Below are 25,089 nucleotides of genomic sequence, written 5' to 3' on the forward strand. Positions count from 1 at the left end.
GTTCTCCTATGCTGGGCGCGCTGTCGGCACTGGGTTGACCAGTTGCTCGAGCGTCGCGCGATCCAATAATTCGGTGTCCAATTTGATGTAAATGGCCGCCTCTTCCGCGACCACGACGGCATCCGTTACCCCTACGACGGCCTTCAGGCGCTCTACCAGGCCGCTTTCACGGATCGCCTCAGGCGATAGCGGCAAACGCAGACTTGTGACGTAGGGAGGTTCGCGCATGGTAACAGCAAAGGCCAACCAAAGTGCAGCCAGCCCGGCGCATCCGAGGAACACAACCGACAGACCGCCATGCTGGAACATCCAGCCGCCCATGATGCCGCCCAACGCCGAGCCCAGGAACTGGCTGGTGGAATACACCCCCATCGCCGTGCCTTTGCCACCGGCCGGTGAAACTTTACTGATCAGCGAAGGCAACGAAGCCTCCAGCAGGTTGAACGCGGTGAAGAACACCACCGTACCGATAACCAGCGCCCGTAGGCTGTCGCCGAACTGCCAGAAGAATAGTTCAGTGAGCATCAATGTCGCGACGGCGCCCAGCAAAACTCGTTTCATTTTGCGTTTCTTCTCGCCATAGATGATGAACGGGATCATGGCGAAGAACGAAATCAGCAGTGCGGTGAGGTAGACCCACCAGTGCTGTTCCTTGGGCAGCCCGGCTTTTTCCACAAGCGCCAGGGGCAAGGCGACGAAGCTGCACATCAGCATTGCGTGTAATACAAAGATACCTAAATCCAGGCGCAACAGATCCGGGTGCTTGAGCGTCGGCAACAGTGCCTTGCGTGCGACGCCCGACTCACGGTGCTGCAACGTACCAGTGGAGCGCGGCACCATAAAGGCCACGATCACGATCCCGAACAACGCCATGCCGCCGGTGGCAAGGAACAGGCCGTGCAAGCCAAAGGCACGCGTCAGCAACGGGCCCACGACCATGGCCACGGCGAACGACAGACCGATGGTCATGCCGATCATGGCCATGGCCTTGGTGCGGTGTTGCTCACGGGTCAGGTCGGACAGCAGCGCCATGACGGCAGCGGAAATCGCCCCGGCACCTTGCAGGATGCGTCCGGCGATCACGCCCCAGATCGAATCGGATTGTGCCGCGAGCACGCTGCCGAGGGCGAAGACAATCAGCCCGAGGTAAATCACCGGGCGCCGGCCAATGCGGTCGGAAATGATTCCGAACGGGATCTGAAAAATCGCCTGGGTCAGGCCATAGGCACCAATCGCCAGGCCGATCAGTGCGGGGGTCGCGCCTGCCAGATCCATTCCATAGGTCGCCAGTACCGGCAACACCATGAACATGCCAAGCATACGGAACGCGAACACCAGGGCCAGACCGCTTGCTGCTCGGGTCTCGCCGCTACTCATGCGTTCGCTGTGGGGATCGTGCATGGAAAAACCTCGTGTGAACCGGCGGCGATTCTACCAGTCCCATCGATTGAGAGGGTATATGCGGCGCTTTGCCGCGCAGCTTTCATGTAAGGCTGCACCCGGCACTTTGACAGTGTATATTCATCCAGTCTTTAGCCGTATACTCCTGCATTATTTACGCCCGCCGTGCGAGGCCATCTTGGACAAGATCCTGATTCGTGGGGCTAGAACCCACAACCTGAAGAACATCGACCTGACCCTGCCCCGGGACAAACTGATCGTCATCACCGGCTTGTCCGGCTCCGGCAAATCGTCCCTGGCGTTCGACACGCTGTATGCCGAAGGTCAGCGTCGCTATGTGGAATCGCTGTCGGCCTATGCCCGGCAGTTCCTGTCGATGATGGAAAAGCCCGACGTCGACACCATTGAAGGCCTGTCGCCGGCGATTTCCATCGAGCAGAAGTCGACCTCCCATAACCCACGCTCCACCGTGGGCACCATCACCGAAATCTACGACTACCTGCGCCTGCTCTACGCGCGGGTGGGTATCCCCCGCTGCCCGGACCACGACATTCCGCTGGAAGCCCAGACCGTCAGCCAGATGGTCGACCTGGTGCTGGCCCAACCGGAAGGTGCCAAGCTGATGCTGCTGGCGCCGGTGATTCGCGAGCGCAAGGGCGAACATCTCTCTGTATTCGAAGAGCTGCGTGCTCAAGGTTTCGTACGTGCGCGTATCAACGGCAAGCTGTATGAGCTGGACGAAGCGCCGAAACTCGACAAGCAGAAGAAGCACTCTATTGATGTAGTGGTCGATCGCTTCAAGGTGCGGTCCGACCTGCAGCAGCGTCTGGCGGAATCGTTCGAGACCGCGTTGAAGCTGGCGGATGGCATTGCCCTGGTGGCGCCGATGGATGACGAGTCGGGTGAAGAGATCATCTTCTCCGCGCGCTTTGCCTGCCCGATCTGTGGCCACGCCATCAGCGAGCTGGAGCCCAAGCTGTTCTCCTTCAACAACCCGGCCGGTGCCTGCCCGACCTGCGATGGCCTGGGCGTGAAGCAATTCTTCGACATCAAGCGCCTGGTCAACGGCGACCTGACATTGGCGGAGGGCGCGATACGCGGCTGGGACAGGCGTAACGTCTACTACTTCCAGATGCTCGGGTCGTTGGCGTCCCATTACAAGTTCAGCCTTGAAGTACCTTTCAACCAACTGCCGGCAGACCAGCAGAAAGTCATCCTCAATGGCAGCGGCTCGCAGAATGTCGACTTCAAGTACCTGAACGACCGTGGCGACATCGTCAAGCGCTCACATCCGTTCGAAGGCATCGTGCCGAACCTGGAGCGGCGCTACCGCGAGACTGAATCGGCGAGTGTGCGCGAGGAGCTGGCGAAATTCCTCAGCACCCAACCTTGCCCGGATTGCCGGGGCACTCGCCTGCGTCGTGAGGCGCGGCATGTATGGGTGGGTGAGAAGACGCTGCCGGCGGTGACCAACCTGCCGATCGGCGATGCCTGTGAATACTTTGGTGTACTGAAGCTCACCGGGCGCCGTGGGGAAATAGCCGACAAGATCCTCAAGGAGATCCGCGAGCGCCTGCAGTTCCTGGTTAACGTTGGCCTGGACTATCTGTCGCTGGATCGCAGCGCGGACACGTTGTCCGGTGGTGAGGCGCAGCGAATTCGCCTGGCCAGCCAGATTGGTGCCGGCCTGGTGGGAGTGTTGTATATCCTCGATGAACCGTCGATTGGCTTGCACCAGCGGGATAACGATCGTCTGCTGGGCACGCTGAAACATCTGCGGGATATCGGCAATACGGTGATCGTGGTCGAGCACGATGAAGATGCGATTCGCCTGGCGGACTATGTGGTCGATATTGGCCCAGGCGCCGGCGTGCATGGAGGACATATTGTCGCCGAGGGCACGCCTGCCGAGGTAATGGCACATCCCGACTCGTTGACCGGCAAGTACCTGTCCGGTCGCGTGAAGATCGCAGTGCCAACCAAGCGTACACCGCGCAACAAGAAGATGGCGTTGCACCTCAAGGGCGCGCGCGGCAACAATTTGCGCAATGTTGACCTGGAAATCCCACTGGGCCTGCTGACCTGCGTGACCGGTGTTTCCGGCTCAGGCAAGTCGACGCTGATCAACAACACGCTGTTCCCCTTGAGTGCCACCGCCTTGAACGGCGCCACCACCCTGGAAGCCGCCGCGCACGACAGCATCAAGGGCCTGGAACACCTGGACAAGGTGGTCGATATCGACCAAAGCCCGATTGGCCGCACACCGCGCTCCAACCCCGCGACCTACACCGGGCTGTTCACGCCTATTCGTGAGCTGTTTGCTGGCGTGCCGGAATCCCGTTCACGGGGCTACGGGCCAGGCCGCTTCTCGTTCAACGTCAAGGGCGGTCGCTGTGAAGCGTGCCAGGGCGATGGCCTGATCAAGGTGGAGATGCACTTCCTGCCGGATATCTACGTGCCGTGCGATGTATGCAAGAGCAAGCGCTACAACCGTGAAACCCTGGAAATCAAGTACAAGGGCAAGAGCATCCACGAGACCCTGGAGATGACCATCGAGGAAGCGCGGGTGTTCTTTGATGCGGTTCCGGCGCTTGCGCGCAAGCTGCAGACGCTGATGGATGTGGGTCTGTCGTATATCAAGCTGGGGCAGTCGGCGACCACGCTGTCCGGTGGTGAGGCGCAGCGGGTTAAGCTGTCTCGCGAGCTGTCCAAACGCGATACGGGCAAGACCTTGTATATCCTGGACGAACCGACAACTGGCTTGCACTTTGCGGATATTCAGCAATTGCTGGATGTGTTGCACCGCTTGCGTGATCACGGCAACACCGTGGTGGTGATCGAGCACAACCTGGATGTGATCAAGACGGCCGACTGGCTGGTGGATTTAGGGCCGGAAGGCGGATCCAAGGGCGGCCAGATCATTGCGGTGGGTACGCCGGAGCAGGTCTCCGAGATGCCACAATCGCATACGGGTTACTACTTGAAACCATTGCTGGCGCGCGATCGGGCCTGATTTATCAAGCTCAATAAAAAGCCCCTGTCACTGCTGAGGTGACAGGGGCTTTTTTGTAGTTGGAAATCAGAACTGCGATTGCAGGTAGTTTTCCAGGCCAATCAGCTTGATCAAGCCCAACTGCTTTTCCAGCCAGTAGGTGTGATCTTCTTCGGTATCGTTCAACTGCACACGCAGGATTTCCCGCGTGACGAAGTCGCTGTGCTGTTCGCAGAGCTCGATGCCCTTGCAGAGAGCGGCACGCACCTTGTATTCAAGACGAAGATCGGCTGCAAGCATGTCAGGTACGCTGGTGCCCACATCCAGATCGTCGGGACGCATACGTGGCGTGCCTTCGAGCATCAGGATACGGCGCATCAGTGCATCGGCGTGCTGCGCCTCTTCTTCCATTTCGTGGTTGATACGCTCGTAGAGTTCAGTAAAACCCCAGTCTTCGTACATGCGCGAGTGGATGAAATATTGGTCACGAGCTGCCAGTTCGCCCGTCAGCAACGTGTTGAGGTAATCGATTACGTCGGGGTGACCTTGCATCGCCCTACATCTCCCTGCTTGAAAGTCTGTAGTTTGAACCATGCGGACTCGGAGGTCACGGGACTAACGGCAGAAAAGTGAAGATTTCCGCAGAAAAGTAGCTGAAATAACGCAAAAACCGCCCAAATGAGGGCGGTTCTGCTTATCGTTTAGAGTCAGTTCAGCGATATACCCAGTGCCTTTGCGATTGCGTCTCCATAAGCAGGATCTGCCTTATAGAAGTGCTGCAGTTGACGCTGGACTACATCACTGGAGACACCGCTCATTGCGCCGGCGATGTTATTGGTGAGCAGTGCTTTCTGCTCATCATTCATCAGGCGGAACAGCGCACCTGCGTGGCTGTAGTAGTCGGTATCTTCACGGTGATCGTAACGATCAGCCGCACCGCTCAAGGGCAATGCAGGCTCGGCGTACTGTGGCGCTTGCTTCGGAGCTTCGGCGTAGCTGTTCGGTTCGTAGTTCGGTGTCGCCCCACCATTGCTGCCAAACGCCATCGAACCATCACGCTGGTAGCTGTTCACCGGACTGCGCGGAGCATTCACCGGCAATTGCTGGTGGTTGGTACCCACCCGGTAGCGGTGAGCATCTGCGTAAGCGAAAACACGACCTTGGAGCATACGGTCTGGCGACAGGCCAACGCCTGGAACCATGTTGCTTGGGCCAAATGCAGCCTGCTCTACTTCAGCGAAGTAGTTCTGCGGGTTGCGGTTAAGTTCCAGCTCACCCACTTCAATCAACGGGAATTCTTTCTGCGACCAGGTTTTTGTCACATCAAACGGATTCTCGTAATGGGCGTTCGCCTGGGACTCGGTCATGATCTGGATGCAGACCCGCCATTTCGGGAAGTCACCACGCTCAATTGCACCAAACAGATCACGCTGGGCGTAATCAGGATCAGTACCGGCCAGGCGGGCCGCTTCAGCCGGTGCCAGGTTCTTGATACCTTGCTTGGTTTTGTAGTGCCACTTCACCCAATGACGCTCGCCCTTGGCGTTGATCAGACTATAGGTGTGGCTGCCGAAGCCGTGCATGTGGCGATAGCCGTCAGGAATACCACGATCCGAAAACAGAATCGTAACTTGGTGCAGCGCTTCTGGGGAGTGGGACCAGAAGTCCCACATCATCTGCGCGCTTTTCAGATTGCTTTGCGGCAGGCGTTTCTGGGTGTGGATAAAGTCCGGGAATTTCAGGGGGTCACGGATGAAGAATACCGGCGTGTTGTTACCCACAATGTCCCAGTTGCCTTCTTCGGTGTAGAACTTCAAGGCGAAACCACGAGGATCACGCTCTGTGTCCGCTGACCCGCGCTCACCACCCACGGTTGAGAAACGCAGGAATGTAGGGGTTTGCTTACCAACAGACTCGAACAATTTGGCGCTGGTGTACTGCGTGATGTCCCGGGTAACCGTGAAAGTACCGTAAGCACCTGACCCCTTGGCGTGCACGCGACGCTCAGGGATATTTTCACGGTTAAAATGGGCAAGCTTCTCGATCAGGTGAAAATCGTCGAGCAGCAACGGACCACGGGGGCCGGCGGAACGGGAATTTTGATTGTCGGCAACGGGGGCACCGCTGGCGGTGGTAAGGATTTTATTCTGGCTCATGCTCAATTTTCCTCAGGTCAGACTTGGAACTGCCGGCTAATCGGCCTGGAGGAAGTATTGCCGATCAAGATGACACCATCAAATTCATTAAATCATGGCCTTTGATAGAGAATAACTAATCAACCACCAGCACAAATAATTGGGAGCTTAGGAAAGTCGGCAGCGACCTGAAAAATATAGATCGCTTTTGCTACGCCCACAAAAAACCGGGCACTGGGCCCGGTTCTTCGTTACAGCTTGTCGTCTTACTCGGCGCTTACAGCTTCGCCGGCAGTAGCACGATCAACCAACTCGACGTACGCCATAGGCGCGTTGTCGCCAGCGCGGAAACCGCACTTGAGGATGCGCAGGTAGCCACCCTCACGGGTAGCGTAACGCTTGCCCAGGTCGTTGAAGAGCTTACCAACGATAGCTTTCGAACGAGTACGGTCGAAAGCCAGACGGCGGTTAGCCAGGCTGTCTGTCTTGGCCAAAGTGATCAGCGGCTCAGCAACGCGACGCAGTTCTTTAGCTTTCGGCAGTGTAGTTTTGATCAGCTCGTGCTCGAACAGCGACACCGCCATGTTTTGAAACATGGCCTTGCGGTGCGAGCTGGTACGGCTCAGGTGACGACCACTTTTACGATGACGCATGGTTCATTCCTTACCAAACTCACGTTCGGTGATTACGACGATCAGGCAGTCGCCTTGTCGTCCTTCTTAAGACTTGCAGGCGGCCAGTTGTCGAGGCGCATGCCGAGGGACAGACCGCGGGAGGCCAGAACGTCCTTGATTTCAGTCAAGGATTTCTTGCCCAGGTTCGGAGTCTTCAACAGTTCTACTTCGGTACGCTGAATCAGGTCGCCGATGTAGTAAATGTTTTCCGCCTTAAGGCAGTTAGCCGAACGTACAGTCAGTTCCAGATCGTCAACCGGGCGAAGCAGGATCGGATCGATCTCGTCTTCCTGCTCGATTACCACTGGTTCACTGTCACCTTTGAGGTCGACGAACGCAGCCAACTGCTGTTGCAGAATGGTTGCAGCGCGGCGGATAGCCTCTTCAGGATCCAGAGTACCGTTGGTTTCCAGATCAATAACCAGCTTGTCCAGGTTAGTACGCTGCTCGACACGGGCGTTTTCCACCACGTATGCGATACGGCGAACCGGGCTGAACGAAGAGTCAAGCTGCAAGCGACCAATGCTGCGGCTTTCGTCTTCATCGCTCTGACGCGAGTCGGCCGGTTCATAACCACGACCACGAGCTACGGTGAGCTTCATGTTCAGGGCGCCGTTAGACGCCAGGTTAGCGATTACGTGATCGGGGTTAACGATCTCGACATCATGATCCAGCTGAATATCGGCAGCGGTAACCACCCCCGAACCCTTCTTCGACAAGGTCAGCGTAACTTCGTCACGGCCGTGCAGCTTGATAGCCAGACCTTTAAGGTTCAACAGGATTTCAATTACGTCTTCCTGTACACCTTCGATGGCGCTGTACTCGTGGAGCACACCGTCAATCTCGGCCTCGACTACTGCACAGCCGGGCATTGAGGACAACAGGATGCGGCGCAGCGCGTTGCCCAGGGTGTGGCCAAAACCACGCTCGAGAGGCTCGAGAGTGATCTTGGCGCGGGTTGGACTGACAACCTGCACATCAATGTGGCGGGGTGTCAGGAACTCATTTACCGAAATCTGCATGGATGCACCTATTTTCTAGCCCTTACTTGGAGTAGAGCTCGACAATCAGGCTTTCGTTGATGTCGGCGGACAGATCACTGCGAGCAGGAACGTTCTTGAAAACGCCCGACTTCTTCTCAGTGTCTACTTCTACCCATTCTACGCGGCCACGTTGGGCACACAGATCGAGAGCTTGGACAATGCGAAGTTGGTTTTTTGCTTTCTCGCGAACTGCGACCACGTCACCAGCACGAACCTGGTAGGACGGAACGTTTACGGTCTGACCGTTAACGCTGATCGACTTGTGCGATACCAGCTGACGGGATTCGGCACGAGTCGAACCAAAGCCCATACGGTATACAACGTTGTCCAGACGGCATTCGAGCAGTTGCAGCAGGTTTTCACCGGTTGCACCTTTCTTGCCAGCAGCTTCTTTGTAGTAGCCGCTGAACTGACGCTCGAGAACGCCGTAGATACGACGGACCTTCTGCTTTTCACGCAGTTGGGTGCCGTAATCGGACTGGCGACCGCGGCGTTGGCCGTGGATACCAGGTGCTGCTTCAATGTTGCACTTCGATTCGATCGCGCGCACGCCGCTCTTCAGGAAGAGATCGGTGCCTTCGCGACGAGCGAGTTTGCATTTTGGACCAATGTAACGAGCCATTCTTTACAATCTCCTGGATTACACGCGGCGCTTCTTCGGCGGACGGCACCCGTTGTGCGGGATTGGCGTCACGTCGGTGATGCTGGCGATCTTATAGCCACAGCCGTTCAAAGCACGGACAGCAGACTCACGACCTGGACCTGGACCTTTGACGTTAACGTCGAGGTTTTTCAGGCCATATTCCAGCGCAGCTTGACCAGCACGTTCAGCAGCTACTTGAGCAGCAAACGGCGTGGACTTGCGGGAACCGCGGAAACCCGAACCACCGGAGGTAGCCCAAGAAAGCGCGTTACCTTGACGGTCGGTGATGGTCACGATGGTGTTGTTAAAAGATGCATGGATGTGGGCGATGCCATCAACCACTGTCTTTTTAACTTTTTTACGAGGACGAGCAGCAGGTTTTGCCATGATAATTTTCCTGTCGATTCGCTGGGGCGATTACTTGCGGATCGGCTTACGCGGACCTTTACGGGTACGCGCGTTAGTCTTGGTACGCTGACCGCGCACTGGAAGACCACGACGATGACGCAGACCGCGATAGCAACCGAGGTCCATCAAACGCTTGATTTTCATGTTGATTTCGCGACGCAGGTCACCTTCAGTGGTGAACTTCGCCACTTCGCCACGCAGCAATTCAATCTGCTCGTCGCTCAGATCCTTGATCTTAGCGGCTGGGTTTACCCCAGCAACTGCGCAAATTTTCTGCGCAGTAGTGCGACCAACACCATAGATGTAGGTCAGCGAGATAACAGTGTGCTTGTTATCTGGAATGTTAACGCCTGCAATACGGGCCATTCAGTGGGACTCCAATTGACAGCTACCTACGCCCCGGAAGCCAAGAAATAGGGCGCGAGATAATATCGCTGTAATAACAAATAATCAACCCGGCAGCGCACTAGCTGCCGGGCTTCAAGCGGATCACACTCAGCCTTGGCGCTGTTTGTGACGCGGTTCCGCGCTGCAAATTACTCGAACAACACCTTCGCGGCGAATAATCTTGCAGTTACGGCACAGCTTTTTCACCGATGCACGAACTTTCATCACCAACTCCTCGAACCTTATGGGTACTCAGCGCAACATGCCGCTGCCGTAACCCTTCAGGTTGGCTTTCTTCATCAGGGATTCGTACTGGTGCGAAACGAGGTGCGATTGTACTTGGGACATGAAGTCCATCACAACCACGACCACGATCAGCAACGAGGTCCCGCCAAGGTAGAACGGAACGTTTGCTGCAACCACCAGGAACTGGGGCAACAAGCACACGGCCGTCATATATAGAGCACCGAACAGGGTCAAACGAGTCAGAACGCCATCAATGTAGCGTGCCGACTGCTCACCTGGACGAATACCCGGAATAAAGGCACCGGACTTCTTCAGGTTTTCCGCTACGTCTTTCGGATTGAACATCAACGCCGTATAGAAGAAGCAGAAGAAAATAATCCCTGCACTAAACAGCAGAATATTCAACGGCTGACCAGGAGCGATCGACTGAGAGAGGTCCTGCAGCCAGCCCATATTTTCAGACTGACCAAACCAGGTACCCAACGAAGCCGGAAACAGCAAAATGCTGCTCGCGAAAATTGCCGGAATAACACCGGCCATATTCACTTTCAGCGGCAAGTGGCTGGTCTGCGCAGCAAAAACCTTACGGCCCTGCTGACGCTTGGCGTAGTGAACAGCAATACGACGCTGGCCACGCTCAATGAACACCACAAAACCGATAATCGCTACTGCCAGCAAACCGATGGCAACCAGGGCGAAAATATTGATATCACCCTGACGTGCAGACTCGAAAGACTGCCCGATTGCTCTCGGAAGACCGGCGACGATACCTGCGAAAATCAACATCGAGATACCGTTACCAACACCACGCTCAGTAATCTGCTCACCCAGCCACATCATGAACATCGCACCAGCCACAAACGTGGATACCGCGACGAAATGGAAGCCAAAGTCACCAGTGAACGCAACGCCCTGCCCTGCCAGGCCAACGGACATGCCGATAGCCTGGACCAGGGCGAGGACGACAGTGCCGTAGCGGGTGTACTGGCTAATCTTGCGACGGCCAGCTTCACCTTCCTTCTTCAACTGCTCCAACTGCGGGCTGACGGCGGTCATCAGTTGCATGATGATCGATGCCGAGATGTACGGCATGATCCCCAGTGCAAAAATGCTCATCCGTTCCAGCGCGCCGCCGGAAAACATGTTGAACAAGCTAAGAATGGTCCCCTCATTCTGTCGAAACAGGTCTGCGAGTCGGTCCGGGTTGATACCTGGAACCGGGATGTGTGCGCCTATTCGGTAGACGATAATCGCCAGGAACAGAAAACGCAGACGAGCCCAAAGTTCAGACATACCGCCTTTGCCGAGCGCTGAGAGAGCACCTTGCTTAGCCATTTATTCCTCGAACTTGCCGCCAGCTGCTTCGATAGCCGAACGCGCACCTTTGGTGGCGCCGATTCCCTTGCCGATAGTGACAGCGCGAGTCACTTCACCGGACAGCATGATTTTCACACGCTGTACGTTGACGTTGATCACGTTGGCATCTTTCAGGGTCTGCACAGTAACGATGTCGCCTTCCACTTTAGCCAGTTCGGACAGACGCACTTCTGCGCGGTCCATGGCCTTCAGGGAAACGAAGCCGAACTTAGGCAGGCGACGATGCAGCGGCTGTTGACCGCCTTCAAAGCCTGGAGCAATGGTGCCACCGGAGCGGGAGGTTTGACCTTTGTGGCCACGGCCACCAGTCTTACCCAAACCGCTACCGATACCACGGCCCGGACGATGCTTTTCGCGACGGGAACCCGGCGCTGGACTCAGATCATTGAGTTTCATCGATTAACCCTCGACACGCAGCATGTAGTAAGCCTTGTTGATCATCCCGCGATTCTCGGGAGTATCCTGGACTTCTACAGTGTGACCGATGCGACGCAGACCCAAACCCTTAACGCACAATTTGTGGTTAGGGATGCGGCCGGTCATGCTTTTGATCAGCGTTACTTTAACGGTAGCCATGATCAGAAGATCTCCTTGACGCTTTTGCCACGCTTGGCGGCAATGGATTCAGGAGATTGCATAGCTTTCAAACCCTTGAAAGTGGCGTGAACCACGTTTACCGGGTTAGTCGAGCCATAGCACTTGGCCAGAACGTTCTGAACGCCAGCAACCTCGAGGACAGCACGCATAGCGCCGCCAGCGATGATACCGGTACCTTCAGAAGCAGGCTGCATGTACACCTTCGAAGCACCGTGAGCGGACTTCATTGCGTACTGCAGCGTGGTGCCGTTCAGATCAACTTGGATCATGTTGCGACGAGCAGCTTCCATTGCCTTCTGGATCGCAGCAGGCACTTCACGTGACTTGCCACGGCCGAAGCCAACGCGCCCTTTACCATCACCCACCACGGTCAACGCGGTGAAAGTGAAGATACGGCCGCCTTTAACGGTTTTGGCTACGCGGTTAACTTGAACCAGCTTCTCAATGTAGCCTTCGTCGCGCTTTTGGTCGTTATTTGACATAACTTAGAACTCCAGCCCAGCTTCACGAGCAGCATCAGCCAGCGCTTTAACGCGGCCGTGGTACTTGAAGCCAGAGCGGTCGAAAGCCACTTGCGAGACGCCAGCGGCCTTAGCACGCGTAGCGACCAGCTGGCCAACCTTTGTGGCCGCGTCGATGTTGCCAGTGGCACCATCACGCAGTTCTTTATCCAAAGTCGAGGCGCTGGCCAGGACTTTGTTGCCGTCGGCCGAGATGACCTGGGCGTAGATGTGCTGCGACGAGCGGAACACGCAGAGACGCACGACTTCGAGTTCGTGCATTTTCAGGCGTGCTTTGCGAGCGCGACGCAGTCGAGTAACTTTTTTGTCGGTCATTTGCTATGCCCTACTTCTTCTTGGCTTCTTTACGACGGACGACTTCGTCCGCGTAGCGCACACCTTTGCCTTTGTACGGCTCTGGTGGACGGAAGTCGCGGATCTCAGCAGCCACTTGACCTACCAGTTGCTTATCGATGCCCTTGATCAGGATATCGGTCTGGCTAGGAGTCTCAGCGGTGATGCCTTCCGGCAGTTCGTAATCCACTGGGTGCGAGAAGCCAAGGGCCAGGTTCAAAACCGTGCCTTTTGCTTGCGCTTTGTAACCAACACCGACCAGCTGGAGCTTACGCTCGAAGCCTTGGCTTACGCCTTGGACCATGTTGTTTACCAACGCACGCGTGGTACCAGCCATTGCGCGAGTTTGTTGATCGCCATTGCGAGCAGCGAAACGCAGCTCACCAGCTTCTTCAACGATCTCAACGGACGAATGGATATTCAGTTCAAGAGTGCCCTTGGCACCCTTCACCGAAAGCTGTTGGCCTGCGAATTTGACTTCGACACCGGCTGGCAGCTTAACGGGGTTCTTAGCGACGCGAGACATGCTTATCCCCCCTTAGAACACAGTGCAAAGAACTTCGCCGCCGACACCGGCAGCGCGCGCAGCACGATCCGTCATCACACCTTTGTTGGTGGAGACGATAGACACGCCCAGACCGCCACGAACTTTCGGCAGATCTTCAGCGGACTTGTACTGACGCAGGCCTGGACGGCTAACGCGCTTCACTTCCTCGATGACCGAACGGCCTTCGAAGTACTTCAGCTCGATGGACAGCAGTGGTTTGATTTCGCTGCTGATCTGATAACCCGCAATGTAGCCTTCGTCTTTCAGGACTTTGGCAACAGCAACCTTCAACTTGGAAGATGGCATGCTTACGACGGACTTTTCAGCCATCTGGGCATTACGGATACGAGTTAGCATGTCCGCTAACGGGTCCTGCATACTCATGGGCTAGACGCTCCTAATACAAAAAAATTAGCCTTGCGGCTACATATGTCGCTGAGAACTTCCGGGTAAAAAACACGGGCTCAGGCGAGCCGCGTATTTTAGACACACTCCGGAAATGAAACAAGCCCCAAAAGGGGCTTGTTCCAGATTCAAGGTCACCGGCGGTCCGTATCTTTCGATTCAGACCACCTGGACGCTGAAAGTACTTACCAGCTGGCTTTAACCAGACCTGGTACGTCACCACGCATTGCCGCTTCACGCAGTTTGTTACGGCCGAGGCCGAACTTGCGGTAAACGCCGTGTGGACGACCGGTCAGGCGGCAGCGGTTACGCATGCGCGAAGCGCTTGCGTCACGTGGCTGCTTCTGCAGGGCAACTGTAGCTTCCCAACGCGCTTCTGGACTTGCGTTCAGATCAACGATGATTGCTTTCAGTGCTGCACGCTTCTTGGCGTACTTGGCAACCGTGAGCTGACGCTTCAGCTCGCGGTTTTTCATGCTCATCTTGGCCATGGTCCTACTCCAATCAGTTGCGGAACGGGAATTTGAAAGCACGCAACAGGGCGCGACCTTCATCATCGTTCTTGGCAGTGGTGGTCAGGGTGATGTCCAGACCGCGGAGAGCATCGATCTTGTCGTAGTCGATTTCCGGGAAGATGATCTGCTCTTTCACGCCCATGCTGTAGTTACCACGACCATCGAAGGACTTGGCATTCAGGCCGCGGAAGTCGCGAACCCGAGGCAGGGAGATCGACAGCAGACGATCAAGGAATTCGTACATACGCTCACGGCGCAGAGTCACTTTGACGCCGATCGGCCAACCTTCACGGACTTTAAAGCCAGCGATGGATTTGCGAGCGTAGGTCACAACGACTTTCTGGCCGGTGATCTTTTCCAGGTCAGCAACAGCGTGCTCGATGACTTTTTTGTCACCGATCGCTTCGCCCAGACCCATGTTCAGGGTGATTTTGGTAACGCGCGGAACTTCCATCACATTCCCAAGCTTAAGTTCTTCCTTAAGCTTAGGGGCGATTTCCTTCCGGTAAATCTCTTGTAGTCGTGCCATGGTCTAATCTACCTAGCAGTGTTCAAGCATCAACCGCTTTTTGGGTCGACTTGAAGACACGAATTTTCTTACCGTCTTCTACTTTGAAACCAACGCGGTCAGCCTTGTTGGTTTCGCCGTTGAAGATGGCGACGTTAGAAGCGTCCAGCGGAGCTTCTTTCTCGACGATACCGCCCTGCACGCCCGACATCGGGTTAGGCTTGGTATGACGCTTGACCAGGTTCAGACCACCGATAACCAGACGGTTATTAGCGAGAACCTTAAGCACCTTACCGCGCTTACCTTTGTCTTTGCCGGCGATCACGATGATCTCGTCGTCACGACGAATCTTTTGCATGTCGGATCTCCTTACAGCACTTCTGGGGCGAGCGAGACGATCTTCATGAACTTCTCAGTACGAAGTTCACGGGTCACTGGCCCAAAGATACGGGTGCCGATCGGCTCTTGCTTGTTGTTCAGAAGAACAGCAGCGTTGCCATCAAAGCGGATAATGGAGCCATCTGCACGACGTACGCCGTGACGAGTGCGGACTACAACAGCAGTCATCACTTGGCCTTTTTTCACTTTACCGCGAGGAATTGCTTCCTTGACGGTAACCTTGATGATGTCACCGATACCAGCGTAACGACGATGGGAGCCACCCAGCACCTTGATGCACATAACACGGCGAGCACCGCTGTTATCGGCCACATCGAGCATGGATTGAGTCTGAATCATATAATTTCTCCGACCCCTAGTCCTTAGACTTCCACAGCGCGTTCGAGAACATCAACCAATGCCCAAGACTTGGTCTTGGCCAGCGGACGAGTTTCACGAATAGTGACTTTGTCGCCGATGTGGCACTGGTTGGTTTCGTCGTGCGCGTGCAGCTTAGTCGAACGCTTAACATATTTACCGTAGATCGGGTGCTTAACACGACGCTCGATCAAAACGGTGATGGTTTTGTCCATCTTGTCGCTGACAACACGGCCAGTCAGCGTACGGACAGTCTTTTCGGCTTCAGCCATGATCACTTACCTGCCTGCTGGTTGAGCACAGTCTTCACGCGAGCGATGTCACGCTTAACTTGCGAGAGCAGATGAGACTGCCCCAACTGGCCAGTTGCTTTCTGCATACGCAGATTGAACTGGTCGCGCAGCAGGCCGAGCAGTTGCTCGTTCAGCTGCTGTGCGGATTTTTCACGAAGTTCATTCGCTTTCATCACATCACCGTCCGTTTAACAAAGGCGGTGGCGAGCGGCAGCTTTGCAGCAGCCAGGGCAAAAGCCTCACGCGCCAGCTCTTCAGTTACACCCTCGATTTCATACAGGACCTTGCCTGGCTGAATCTGGGCTACCCAGTATTCCACGTTACCCTTACCTTTACCCATCCGAACCTCGAGAGGCTTTTTGGAGATCGGCTTGTCCGGGAATACACGGATCCAGATCTTGCCGCCACGTTTAACGTGACGGGTCAGTGCACGACGCGCTGACTCGATCTGACGAGCGGTGAGACGACCACGAGCTACAGACTTCAGCGCGAACTCGCCGAAGCTGACTTTGCTACCGCGCTGAGCCAGACCACGGTTGTGGCCTGTCATCTGCTTGCGGAACTTCGTACGCTTAGGTTGCAACATTTGGCGTACCCCTTACTTAGCAGCTTTTTTACGAGGCGCTGGTGCTTGTGGTTTCAGTTCTTCTTGGCGACCACCAATTACTTCGCCTTTGAAGATCCAAACCTTTACACCGATCACACCGTAAGTGGTGTGAGCTTCGTAGTTGGCATAGTCGATGTCGGCACGCAGGGTGTGCAGTGGCACACGACCTTCGCGATACCATTCAGTACGTGCGATTTCAGCACCGCCGAGACGACCGCTCACTTGGATTTTGATGCCTTTGGCACCAATGCGCATGGCGTTCTGTACGGCGCGCTTCATAGCGCGACGGAACATTACGCGACGCTCCAGCTGCTGAGCTACGCTCTGCGCAACCAGCATACCGTCGAGCTCCGGCTTGCGGATCTCTTCGATATTGATGTGCACAGGCACACCCATTTGCTTGGTCAGGTCCTGACGCAGTTTCTCAACATCTTCACCTTTCTTCCCGATAACGATACCTGGACGAGCGGTGTGGATGGTGATACGTGCAGTTTGCGCCGGACGATGGATATCGATACGGCTTACGGACGCGCTTTTTAGTTTGTCTTGGAGATACTCACGCACCTTCAGATCAGCGAACAAATAGTCCGCATAAGTCCGACCGTCTGCGTACCAGACGGAGGTGTGCTCCTTGACGATTCCCAGGCGAATGCCAATGGGATGTACTTTCTGACCCATCTCTTCGACTCCGTTACTTGTCAGCAACCTTGACAGTGATATGGCAAGACCGCTTGACGATGCGATCAGCACGGCCTTTGGCACGTGGCATGATGCGCTTCAGCGAACGCCCTTCGTTGACGAAAACGGTGCTGACCTTCAGGTCATCAACGTCTGCGCCTTCGTTATGCTCGGCGTTGGCTACGGCCGACTCCAGCACTTTCTTCATGATCTCGGCGGCTTTCTTACTGCTGAAAGCCAACAGGTTGAGCGCTTCGCCCACCTTCTTCCCGCGGATCTGGTCGGCGACCAAGCGGGCTTTCTGGGCGGAGATTCGAGCGCCCGACAACTTAGCGGCTACTTCCATTTCCTTACCCCTTAACGCTTGGCTTTCTTGTCTGCCACGTGCCCACGATAAGTGCGGGTACCGGCAAACTCGCCTAGTTTGTGGCCGACCATGTCTTCGTTAACGAGAACTGGGACGTGCAGACGACCGTTGTGTACAGCGATGGTCAGACCGACCATTTGTGGCAGGATCATCGAACGACGCGACCAGGTCTTAACTGGTTTGCGATCGTTCTTTTCCGCCGCCACTTCGATCTTCTTCAGTAGGTGAAGATCAATAAAAGGACCTTTTTTCAGAGAACGTGGCACTGTCGTATCCCTCTATTTACTTGCGACGACGGACGATCATTTTGTCGGTACGCTTATTACCACGAGTCTTCGCGCCCTTAGTCGGGAAGCCCCATGGCGATACCGGATGACGACCACCAGAGGTACGACCTTCACCACCACCGTGTGGGTGGTCAACCGGGTTCATGGCAACACCACGAACGGTTGGGCGAACGCCACGCCAGCGTTTGGCACCAGCTTTACCCAGCGAACGCAGGCTGTGCTCGGAGTTCGAGACTTCACCCAGGGTCGCGCGGCATTCAGCCAGCACTTTACGCATCTCACCAGAACGCAGACGCAGGGTCACGTAGACACCTTCACGAGCGATCAGCTGAGCCGAAGCACCAGCGGAACGAGCGATTTGCGCGCCTTTACCTGGCTTCAATTCGATGCCGTGTACGGTGCTACCAACTGGAATGTTACGCAGCTGCAGAGCGTTGCCCGGCTTGATCGGTGCCAGGGCACCTGCGATCAGCTGGTCGCCAGCACTCACGCCTTTAGGCGCGATGATGTAGCGACGCTCGCCATCTGCGTACAGCAGCAGAGCGATGTGAGCAGTACGGTTTGGATCGTATTCGATACGCTCGACAGTGGCAGCGATGCCATCTTTGTCGTTGCGACGGAAGTCGACCAGACGATAATGCTGCTTATGGCCACCACCAATGTGACGAGTGGTAATACGACCATTGTTGTTACGACCACCAGTCTTCGATTTCTTCTCGAGCAGCGGTGCGTGAGGAGCGCCTTTATGCAGCTCCTGGTTGACCACCTTGACCACAAAACGGCGGCCAGGGGAAGTCGGTTTGCATTTAACGATTGCCATGATGCACCCCTTCCTTACTCAGCACTGCTGCTGAAATCGAGATCTTGGCCTGGCTGAAGGGAGATAACTGCCTTCTTCCAGTCATTACGCTTGCCCAGACCGCGAGCAGTGCGCTTGCTCTTACCCAGAACATTCAGGGTAGTAACACGCTCAACTTTCACGCTGAACAGGCTTTCGACGGCCTTCTTGATTTCCAGCTTGGTTGCGTCAGTTGCAACCTTGAAAACGAACTGGCCTTTCTTGTCAGCCAGAACCGTAGCCTTTTCGGAAACGTGCGGGCCAAGCAGAACTTTAAATACGCGTTCCTGGTTCATCCCAGCAGCTCCTCGAATTTCTTCACGGCCGACACGGTGATCAACACCTTGTCGTATGCGATCAGACTAACTGGATCGGAACCTTGCACGTCACGTACATCAACGTGTGGCAGGTTACGAGCAGCCAGGTACAGGTTCTGATCAACAGCTTCAGACACGATCAAAACGTCGGTCAGGCTCATGTTGTTCAGTTTGCCCAGCAGATCTTTGGTTTTTGGACTTTCAACAGCGAAGTCCTGAACCACGACCAGGCGATCAGTACGCACGAGTTCAGCAAGGATGGAGCGCAGTGCTGCGCGATACATCTTCTTGTTGAGCTTCTGAGAGTGATCCTGCGGACGAGCTGCGAAAGTGGTACCACCGCCGCGCCAGATTGGGCTACGGATAGTACCGGCACGAGCACGGCCAGTACCTTTCTGACGCCAAGGGCGCTTACCGCCACCACGAACGTCGGAACGGGTCTTTTGCTGCTTGCTACCTTGACGGCCGCCGGCCATGTAGGCCACGACTGCTTGGTGAACCAGCGTCTCGTTGAATTCGCCGCCAAATGTCAGTTCGGAAACTTCGATCGCTTGAGCGTCATTTACATTTAATTGCATGTCAGCTTCCCCTTAACCGCGAGCCTTGGCCGCTGGACGTACAACCAGGTTGCCGCCAGTAGCGCCAGGAACAGCACCCTTGACCAACAACAGATTGCGTTCAGCGTCGACGCGCACTACTTCGAGGGACTGCACGGTCACGCGCTCAGCGCCCATATGACCGGACATTTTTTTGCCCTTGAATACACGACCAGGAGTCTGGCACTGGCCAATAGAGCCCGGGACGCGGTGGGAAACGGAGTTACCGTGAGTGTTGTCTTGACCACGGAAATTCCAACGCTTGATCGTACCCTGGAAGCCTTTACCTTTGGACTGACCGGTTACATCAACCAGTTGACCAGCAGCGAAGATTTCAGCGTTGATCAGATCGCCAGCCTGGTAGTCGCCTTCTTCAAGACGGAACTCCATGACAGTACGACCAGCTGCAACGTTTGCTTTAGCGAAGTGACCTGCTTGAGCAGCAGTCACACGCGAAGCGCGACGCTCGCCGACAGTGACTTGCACTGCACGATAGCCATCGGTTTCTTCAGTTTTGAACTGGGTGACGCGATTCGGCTCGATCTCAATGACCGTAACCGGAATGGAGACACCTTCTTCGGTGAAAATACGGGTCATACCGCATTTACGACCGACTACACCAATAGTCATGTTGTAAACCTCATGAGTGTACGGGGCTTTCACCCGCTATGGCCGCCCATTTCAGAGCGTTACACGACTAAGACCCAAGTCTTAGCCGAGGCTGATCTGTACTTCCACACCGGCCGCCAGATCGAGCTTCATAAGAGCATCAACGGTTTTATCCGTTGGCTGGACGATGTCCAGTACGCGCTTATGAGTACGGATCTCGTACTGGTCACGCGCGTCTTTGTTGACGTGCGGGGAGACCAGAACGGTGAACCGCTCTTTACGGGTAGGCAGTGGAATTGGACCACGCACTTGAGCACCAGTACGTTTCGCGGTTTCCACGATTTCCTGGGTGGATTGGTCGATCAGGCGATGGTCAAAAGCCTTCAACCTGATACGGATTTGCTGATTTTGCATTGGATTTCAGACTCCGGCTGCTATTCCCAGCGAGCGCAATACGCCCGTTAAAAGGAGGCGCAATTCTATAGACGCCCTAGATAGGTGTCAACCCAATAAAAAAGCCCCCGCTGAGCGGGGGCTTTTCAAAGCATCGAAGCTATCTCAGAAGAGACGCTTACTCGATGATTTTAGCTACAACACCAGCACCAACGGTACGGCCGCCTTCACGGATAGCGAAGCGCAGACCGTCTTCCATTGCGATGGTCTTGATCAGGGTAACTTCCATTTGGATGTTATCGCCTGGCATTACCATTTCAACGCCTTCTGGCAGCTGGCAGTTACCAGTCACGTCAGTAGTACGGAAGTAGAACTGTGGACGGTAGCCTTTGAAGAACGGAGTGTGACGACCGCCTTCTTCCTTGCTCAGAACGTAAACTTCTGCGGTGAACTTGGTGTGCGGCTTAACCGAACCTGGCTTAACCAGAACCTGGCCACGCTCAACGTCGTCACGCTTGGTACCACGCAGCAGAACGCCGCAGTTCTCGCCAGCACGACCTTCGTCGAGCAGCTTGCGGAACATTTCAACACCAGTGCAGACAGTGTTGGTAGTGTCACGCAGACCAACGATTTCCAGAGCATCTTGAACGCGAACGATACCGCGCTCGATACGACCAGTCACAACAGTACCACGACCGGAGATCGAGAATACGTCTTCGATTGGCATCAGGAATGGCTTGTCGGTCAGACGAACTGGTTCTGGGATGTAGCTGTCCAGGGTTTCAACCAGTTTACGAACGGCAGTGGTGCCCATTTCGTTATCGTCTTTGCCTTCCAGCGCCATACGAGCAGAACCGATGATGATCGGAGTGTCGTCGCCTGGGAAGTCGTAAGTGCTCAGCAGATCGCGCACTTCCATCTCAACCAGTTCCAGCAGCTCAGCGTCGTCTACCAGGTCAGCCTTGTTCAGGAAAACCACGATGTACGGAACGCCTACTTGACGGGACAGCAGGATGTGCTCACGGGTTTGTGGCATCGGACCATCAGCGGCCGAGCAAACCAGGATCGCGCCGTCCATCTGGGCAGCACCAGTGATCATGTTCTTCACATAGTCAGCGTGACCTGGGCAGTCAACGTGAGCGTAGTGACGGATCTTCGAGTTGTACTCGACGTGCGCGGTGTTGATGGTGATACCACGAGCTTTTTCTTCTGGAGCGCTGTCGATCTTATCGAAATCAACGACTGCCGAACCGAAAACCTCGGAGCAGACGCGAGTCAGAGCTGCGGTCAGAGTGGTTTTACCGTGGTCAACGTGACCGATAGTGCCAACGTTGACGTGCGGTAGGGAACGATCAAATTTTTCTTTAGCCACGACAATTAACTCCTTGCCTAAAGGACTGAATCAGCCTTGTTTTTTGGATACAGTTTCAGCGATGTGCGCCGGAGCTGTGTTGTATTTTTTGAATTCCATAGAGTAGCTTGCGCGACCCTGGGACATGGAGCGAACGTCGGTCGCATAACCGAACATCTCACCCAACGGAACCTCGGCGCGAATCACTTTGCCGGAAACCGTGTCTTCCATACCCAAGATCATGCCGCGACGACGGTTAAGGTCGCCCATGACATCACCCATATAGTCTTCAGGTGTAACAACTTCTACCGCCATGATTGGCTCAAGCAACTCACCACCGCCCTTCTGGGCCAGTTGCTTGGTTGCCATGGAAGCAGCCACCTTAAACGCCATCTCGTTGGAGTCGACGTCGTGGTAAGAACCGTCAAAAACGGTTGCTTTCAGGCCGATCAGCGGATAGCCGGCAACAACACCGTTCTTCATCTGCTCTTCGATACCCTTCTGGATAGCAGGGATGTATTCCTTAGGAACAACACCACCCACTACTTCGTTCACGAATTGCAGACCTTCCTGACCTTCGTCAGCAGGAGCAAAACGGATCCAGCAGTGACCGAACTGACCACGACCGCCGGATTGACGAACGAACTTGCCTTCGATTTCGCAGTTCTTCGTGATGCGCTCACGATAGGAAACCTGAGGCTTACCGATGTTGGCTTCAACGTTGAACTCACGGCGCATCCGGTCAACCAGGATGTCCAGGTGCAACTCGCCCATGCCAGAGATGATCGTTTGACCAGTCTCTTCATCAGTTTTGACGCGGAAAGATGGATCCTCCTGAGCAAGCTTGCCCAGAGCGATACCCATTTTTTCCTGGTCATCCTTGGTCTTAGGCTCTACGGCAACCGAAATAACCGGCTCCGGGAAGTCCATGCGAACCAGGATGATTGGCTTGGCAGCGTCGCACAAAGTCTCACCAGTGGTGACGTCCTTCATGCCGATCAAGGCCGCGATGTCACCAGCGCGCACTTCCTTGATCTCTTCACGGGCGTTTGCGTGCATTTGCACCATACGACCCACACGCTCTTTCTTGCCTTTGACCGAGTTGATCACGCCGTCGCCGGAGGCCAACACGCCCGAGTAAACGCGGACGAAGGTCAGAGTACCCACGAATGGGTCGGTAGCGATCTTGAACGCCAGAGCCGAGAACGGCTCGCTGTCGTCAGCATGACGCTCCATCTCTTCTTCCTCGTTATCAGGGTTGGTACCCTTGATAGCAGGAATGTCGGTAGGAGCAGGCAGGTAGTCGATCACGGCGTCGAGAACGAGGGGAACACCCTTGTTCTTGAAGGAAGAACCGCAAACAGCCAAGACGATCTCACCAGCGATAGTACGCTGACGCAGAGCAGCCTTGATTTCCACGTTGGTGAGTTCTTCACCTTCGAGGTACTTGTTCATCAGCTCTTCGCTGGCTTCGGCGGCAGCCTCAACCATGTTGTTGCGCCACTCGTCAGCCAGTTCCTGCAATTCTGCAGGGATAGGCTTGCGAACAGGAACCATACCTTTGTCAGCGTCATTCCAGTAGACCGCTTCCATGTTGATCAGATCGATCTGACCCTGGAAGTTGTCTTCGGAACCGATAGCCAATTGGATTGGCACCGGAGTATGACCCAGACGCTGCTTGATCTGACCGATCACGCGCAGGAAGTTGGCACCAGCACGGTCCATCTTGTTTACGTAAACAAGACGTGGAACGCCGTATTTGTTGGCTTGACGCCATACGGTTTCCGACTGAGGCTCGACACCCGAGGTACCGCAGAACACAACGACAGCGCCGTCGAGTACGCGCAGGGAACGCTCAACTTCAATAGTGAAGTCTACGTGGCCTGGGGTATCGATAACGTTGAAGCGGTGCTCATCTTTGTACTGCTTCTCGGAACCTTTCCAGAAGGCGGTAATAGCAGCAGAAGTAATGGTAATACCACGCTCCTGCTCCTGAACCATCCAGTCTGTGGTCGCGGCGCCATCATGCACCTCGCCCATTTTGTGACTTTTGCCGGTGTAAAACAGTACGCGCTCGGTGGTGGTGGTTTTACCAGCATCCACGTGAGCAACGATACCGATGTTACGGTAGCGGCTAATCGGAGTAGTACGAGCCATAAAGCCCTCGCAAAATTAGTGAAGCTAAGATTAGAAGCGGTAGTGCGAGAAAGCTTTGTTAGCTTCAGCCATACGGTGCACGTCTTCACGCTTCTTAACAGCAGCACCTTTACCTTCAGCAGCGTCCAACAGTTCGCCGGCCAAACGCAGAGCCATAGACTTCTCGCCGCGCTTACGGGCGAAGTCTACCAACCAGCGCATTGCCAGAGCGTTACGACGGGACGGACGAACTTCGACCGGAACCTGGTAAGTCGCACCGCCTACACGGCGCGACTTCACTTCGACCAGCGGAGCGATGGCGTCGAGAGCTTTCTCGAAGATTTCCAGGGGGTCGCTGTTCTTGCGTTCTTTAACCTTCTCCAGCGCGCCATAAACGATACGCTCGGCAACGGCTTTCTTGCCGCTTTCCATCACGTGGTTCATGAACTTGGCCAGAATTTGGCTTCCGTATTTTGGATCGTCAAGCACTTCGCGCTTGGCTGCTACGCGTCTTCTTGGCATGGATAAGCCCTCAAACGGTCTTCAGGTTCGCTCGGAATCGGTGCCCTTTCGGGACGCCTCCGACCTTACTCTTATCGACTCAGAAAATAAGATGATTCAGTTTTACAAAAAGCCGCTACTACTTAGGCTTCTTGGTACCGTACTTCGAACGACCCTGGTTACGACCTTTAACGCCGGAAGTATCCAAGGAGCCGCGTACGGTGTGATAACGAACACCTGGCAAGTCTTTTACACGACCGCCGCGGATCAGTACCACGCTGTGCTCTTGCAGGTTGTGGCCTTCACCGCCGATGTACGAGGAAACCTCGAAACCGTTGGTCAGGCGCACACGGCATACTTTACGCAGTGCCGAGTTAGGTTTTTTCGGCGTGGTGGTATACACACGGGTGCATACGCCACGACGTTGCGGGCAGTTCTGCAGCGCAGGCACGTCGGATTTCTCGACGATACGCTTACGCGGCTGACGTACCAGCTGGTTGATAGTTGCCATCTACTAGCTCCACTGTTGTCTTGCGACGCTATTGTCTTGCAAGAAAAGCAAAATGGCAGGAACGAATTCCCGCCAAATTTAGGGGTACAAGAGTCTAAAGAGGATCTTGCCCCCAGT

Annotated in this window: 36 protein-coding genes; 1 reads left to right on the top strand and 35 read right to left on the bottom strand. The window is 55.2% G+C overall.

What is annotated here, in order from left to right:
• Positions 1-6: 6 nt before the first annotated feature.
• On the bottom strand, positions 7-1,401 hold the full coding sequence (locus BB029_RS31420; RefSeq protein WP_015886131.1) for an MFS transporter: 1,395 nt from the start codon (positions 1,399-1,401) through the stop codon (positions 7-9).
• Between the two features lie 178 nt (positions 1,402-1,579).
• Here BB029_RS31420 and uvrA point away from each other — a divergent pair, with 178 nt between their 5' ends.
• Positions 1,580-4,414: an excinuclease ABC subunit UvrA gene (uvrA, locus tag BB029_RS31425; RefSeq protein ID WP_065942262.1), complete on the top strand. Its 2,835-nt coding sequence runs from the start codon at positions 1,580-1,582 to the stop codon at positions 4,412-4,414.
• A 66-nt stretch (positions 4,415-4,480) separates the two neighbouring features.
• Here uvrA and bfr read toward each other — a convergent pair whose 3' ends face one another.
• From bfr to rpsL, 34 genes are all read right to left on the bottom strand, one after another.
• Complete coding sequence (gene bfr / locus BB029_RS31430; RefSeq protein WP_017525959.1) at positions 4,481-4,945, bottom strand: bacterioferritin; 465 nt, start codon at positions 4,943-4,945, stop codon at positions 4,481-4,483.
• Positions 4,946-5,100: 155 nt separating this feature from the next.
• Positions 5,101-6,549, bottom strand: coding sequence for a catalase (locus BB029_RS31435; protein ID WP_065942263.1), 1,449 nt, complete (start codon positions 6,547-6,549; stop codon positions 5,101-5,103).
• A 245-nt stretch (positions 6,550-6,794) separates the two neighbouring features.
• Positions 6,795-7,181 carry a 50S ribosomal protein L17 gene (gene rplQ, locus BB029_RS31440; RefSeq protein WP_003176402.1) on the bottom strand — a complete coding sequence of 129 codons (387 nt, stop codon included), beginning with the start codon at positions 7,179-7,181 and terminating at the stop codon, positions 6,795-6,797.
• A gap of 41 nt (positions 7,182-7,222) precedes the next feature.
• A complete protein-coding gene (gene rpoA / locus BB029_RS31445) occupies positions 7,223-8,224 on the bottom strand; it encodes a DNA-directed RNA polymerase subunit alpha (RefSeq protein ID WP_003176403.1) in 1,002 nt (333 codons plus the stop codon).
• Between the two features lie 22 nt (positions 8,225-8,246).
• On the bottom strand, positions 8,247-8,867 hold the full coding sequence (gene rpsD / locus BB029_RS31450; RefSeq protein WP_003176404.1) for a 30S ribosomal protein S4: 621 nt from the start codon (positions 8,865-8,867) through the stop codon (positions 8,247-8,249).
• Positions 8,868-8,885: 18 nt separating this feature from the next.
• Entirely contained in the window at positions 8,886-9,275 is a 390-nt protein-coding gene (gene rpsK / locus BB029_RS31455) for a 30S ribosomal protein S11 (RefSeq protein ID WP_002555466.1), read from the bottom strand.
• A 30-nt stretch (positions 9,276-9,305) separates the two neighbouring features.
• Positions 9,306-9,662, bottom strand: coding sequence for a 30S ribosomal protein S13 (rpsM, locus tag BB029_RS31460; RefSeq protein WP_024077676.1), 357 nt, complete (start codon positions 9,660-9,662; stop codon positions 9,306-9,308).
• Between the two features lie 129 nt (positions 9,663-9,791).
• Complete coding sequence (gene rpmJ, locus BB029_RS32675) at positions 9,792-9,908, bottom strand: 50S ribosomal protein L36 (protein ID WP_002555468.1); 117 nt, start codon at positions 9,906-9,908, stop codon at positions 9,792-9,794.
• Between the two features lie 27 nt (positions 9,909-9,935).
• The gene (gene secY / locus BB029_RS31465; protein ID WP_003194637.1) at positions 9,936-11,264 is read right to left on the bottom strand and encodes a preprotein translocase subunit SecY; all 1,329 of its coding nucleotides are present in this window, start codon (positions 11,262-11,264) and stop codon (positions 9,936-9,938) included.
• Positions 11,265-11,702, bottom strand: coding sequence for a 50S ribosomal protein L15 (rplO, locus tag BB029_RS31470; RefSeq protein WP_003176407.1), 438 nt, complete (start codon positions 11,700-11,702; stop codon positions 11,265-11,267).
• A 3-nt stretch (positions 11,703-11,705) separates the two neighbouring features.
• Entirely contained in the window at positions 11,706-11,882 is a 177-nt protein-coding gene (gene rpmD / locus BB029_RS31475) for a 50S ribosomal protein L30 (RefSeq protein WP_003176408.1), read from the bottom strand.
• 2 nt (positions 11,883-11,884) lie between these two features.
• The gene (gene rpsE / locus BB029_RS31480) at positions 11,885-12,385 is read right to left on the bottom strand and encodes a 30S ribosomal protein S5 (protein ID WP_003186035.1); all 501 of its coding nucleotides are present in this window, start codon (positions 12,383-12,385) and stop codon (positions 11,885-11,887) included.
• 3 nt (positions 12,386-12,388) lie between these two features.
• Positions 12,389-12,739 (bottom strand): 50S ribosomal protein L18, encoded by a 351-nt coding sequence (rplR, locus tag BB029_RS31485; RefSeq protein ID WP_003186037.1) that lies wholly within the window; start codon positions 12,737-12,739, stop codon positions 12,389-12,391.
• 10 nt (positions 12,740-12,749) lie between these two features.
• Positions 12,750-13,283 carry a 50S ribosomal protein L6 gene (gene rplF / locus BB029_RS31490; RefSeq protein ID WP_003176412.1) on the bottom strand — a complete coding sequence of 178 codons (534 nt, stop codon included), beginning with the start codon at positions 13,281-13,283 and terminating at the stop codon, positions 12,750-12,752.
• A 12-nt stretch (positions 13,284-13,295) separates the two neighbouring features.
• Complete coding sequence (rpsH, locus tag BB029_RS31495; RefSeq protein ID WP_003176413.1) at positions 13,296-13,688, bottom strand: 30S ribosomal protein S8; 393 nt, start codon at positions 13,686-13,688, stop codon at positions 13,296-13,298.
• 206 nt (positions 13,689-13,894) lie between these two features.
• Positions 13,895-14,200, bottom strand: a complete 306-nt coding sequence (gene rpsN, locus BB029_RS31500) for a 30S ribosomal protein S14 (RefSeq protein WP_003176414.1) — start codon at positions 14,198-14,200, stop codon at positions 13,895-13,897.
• 13 nt (positions 14,201-14,213) lie between these two features.
• Positions 14,214-14,753, bottom strand: coding sequence for a 50S ribosomal protein L5 (gene rplE / locus BB029_RS31505; protein ID WP_003194642.1), 540 nt, complete (start codon positions 14,751-14,753; stop codon positions 14,214-14,216).
• Positions 14,754-14,775: 22 nt separating this feature from the next.
• A complete protein-coding gene (gene rplX, locus BB029_RS31510; RefSeq protein WP_003176416.1) occupies positions 14,776-15,090 on the bottom strand; it encodes a 50S ribosomal protein L24 in 315 nt (104 codons plus the stop codon).
• A gap of 11 nt (positions 15,091-15,101) precedes the next feature.
• Positions 15,102-15,470 carry a 50S ribosomal protein L14 gene (gene rplN, locus BB029_RS31515; RefSeq protein WP_002555479.1) on the bottom strand — a complete coding sequence of 123 codons (369 nt, stop codon included), beginning with the start codon at positions 15,468-15,470 and terminating at the stop codon, positions 15,102-15,104.
• Between the two features lie 23 nt (positions 15,471-15,493).
• The gene (rpsQ, locus tag BB029_RS31520; protein WP_003176419.1) at positions 15,494-15,760 is read right to left on the bottom strand and encodes a 30S ribosomal protein S17; all 267 of its coding nucleotides are present in this window, start codon (positions 15,758-15,760) and stop codon (positions 15,494-15,496) included.
• A 2-nt stretch (positions 15,761-15,762) separates the two neighbouring features.
• The gene (gene rpmC / locus BB029_RS31525; RefSeq protein ID WP_002555481.1) at positions 15,763-15,954 is read right to left on the bottom strand and encodes a 50S ribosomal protein L29; all 192 of its coding nucleotides are present in this window, start codon (positions 15,952-15,954) and stop codon (positions 15,763-15,765) included.
• Complete coding sequence (gene rplP / locus BB029_RS31530; RefSeq protein ID WP_003232424.1) at positions 15,954-16,367, bottom strand: 50S ribosomal protein L16; 414 nt, start codon at positions 16,365-16,367, stop codon at positions 15,954-15,956. Before rplP ends, rpmC begins: the two co-directional genes overlap by 1 nt.
• 12 nt (positions 16,368-16,379) lie before the next feature.
• Positions 16,380-17,066, bottom strand: a complete 687-nt coding sequence (gene rpsC, locus BB029_RS31535; RefSeq protein WP_003176422.1) for a 30S ribosomal protein S3 — start codon at positions 17,064-17,066, stop codon at positions 16,380-16,382.
• Positions 17,067-17,079: 13 nt separating this feature from the next.
• Complete coding sequence (gene rplV / locus BB029_RS31540) at positions 17,080-17,412, bottom strand: 50S ribosomal protein L22 (protein ID WP_003103908.1); 333 nt, start codon at positions 17,410-17,412, stop codon at positions 17,080-17,082.
• An 11-nt stretch (positions 17,413-17,423) separates the two neighbouring features.
• On the bottom strand, positions 17,424-17,699 hold the full coding sequence (gene rpsS, locus BB029_RS31545) for a 30S ribosomal protein S19 (protein WP_003232420.1): 276 nt from the start codon (positions 17,697-17,699) through the stop codon (positions 17,424-17,426).
• A 16-nt stretch (positions 17,700-17,715) separates the two neighbouring features.
• Positions 17,716-18,540, bottom strand: a complete 825-nt coding sequence (gene rplB / locus BB029_RS31550) for a 50S ribosomal protein L2 (protein WP_003210080.1) — start codon at positions 18,538-18,540, stop codon at positions 17,716-17,718.
• Positions 18,541-18,554: 14 nt separating this feature from the next.
• Positions 18,555-18,854, bottom strand: a complete 300-nt coding sequence (gene rplW, locus BB029_RS31555) for a 50S ribosomal protein L23 (protein WP_002555488.1) — start codon at positions 18,852-18,854, stop codon at positions 18,555-18,557.
• The gene (gene rplD / locus BB029_RS31560) at positions 18,851-19,453 is read right to left on the bottom strand and encodes a 50S ribosomal protein L4 (protein ID WP_003176424.1); all 603 of its coding nucleotides are present in this window, start codon (positions 19,451-19,453) and stop codon (positions 18,851-18,853) included. The genes rplW and rplD overlap by 4 nt, the downstream gene beginning before the upstream one ends.
• A 12-nt stretch (positions 19,454-19,465) precedes the next feature.
• On the bottom strand, positions 19,466-20,101 hold the full coding sequence (gene rplC / locus BB029_RS31565) for a 50S ribosomal protein L3 (RefSeq protein WP_007253310.1): 636 nt from the start codon (positions 20,099-20,101) through the stop codon (positions 19,466-19,468).
• 81 nt (positions 20,102-20,182) lie between these two features.
• The gene (gene rpsJ, locus BB029_RS32680; protein ID WP_003186070.1) at positions 20,183-20,494 is read right to left on the bottom strand and encodes a 30S ribosomal protein S10; all 312 of its coding nucleotides are present in this window, start codon (positions 20,492-20,494) and stop codon (positions 20,183-20,185) included.
• Positions 20,495-20,651: 157 nt separating this feature from the next.
• Entirely contained in the window at positions 20,652-21,845 is a 1,194-nt protein-coding gene (gene tuf, locus BB029_RS31570; RefSeq protein WP_027605166.1) for an elongation factor Tu, read from the bottom strand.
• Positions 21,846-21,875: 30 nt separating this feature from the next.
• Positions 21,876-23,981: an elongation factor G gene (fusA, locus tag BB029_RS31575; RefSeq protein ID WP_003210087.1), complete on the bottom strand. Its 2,106-nt coding sequence runs from the start codon at positions 23,979-23,981 to the stop codon at positions 21,876-21,878.
• A gap of 30 nt (positions 23,982-24,011) precedes the next feature.
• Entirely contained in the window at positions 24,012-24,482 is a 471-nt protein-coding gene (rpsG, locus tag BB029_RS31580) for a 30S ribosomal protein S7 (protein WP_002555493.1), read from the bottom strand.
• Positions 24,483-24,600: 118 nt separating this feature from the next.
• The gene (rpsL, locus tag BB029_RS31585) at positions 24,601-24,972 is read right to left on the bottom strand and encodes a 30S ribosomal protein S12 (RefSeq protein ID WP_002555494.1); all 372 of its coding nucleotides are present in this window, start codon (positions 24,970-24,972) and stop codon (positions 24,601-24,603) included.
• Positions 24,973-25,089 lie beyond the last annotated feature (117 nt).

The organism is Pseudomonas sp. S3E12, from assembly GCF_001702295.1.
GTDB lineage: Bacteria > Pseudomonadota > Gammaproteobacteria > Pseudomonadales > Pseudomonadaceae > Aquipseudomonas > Aquipseudomonas marginalis.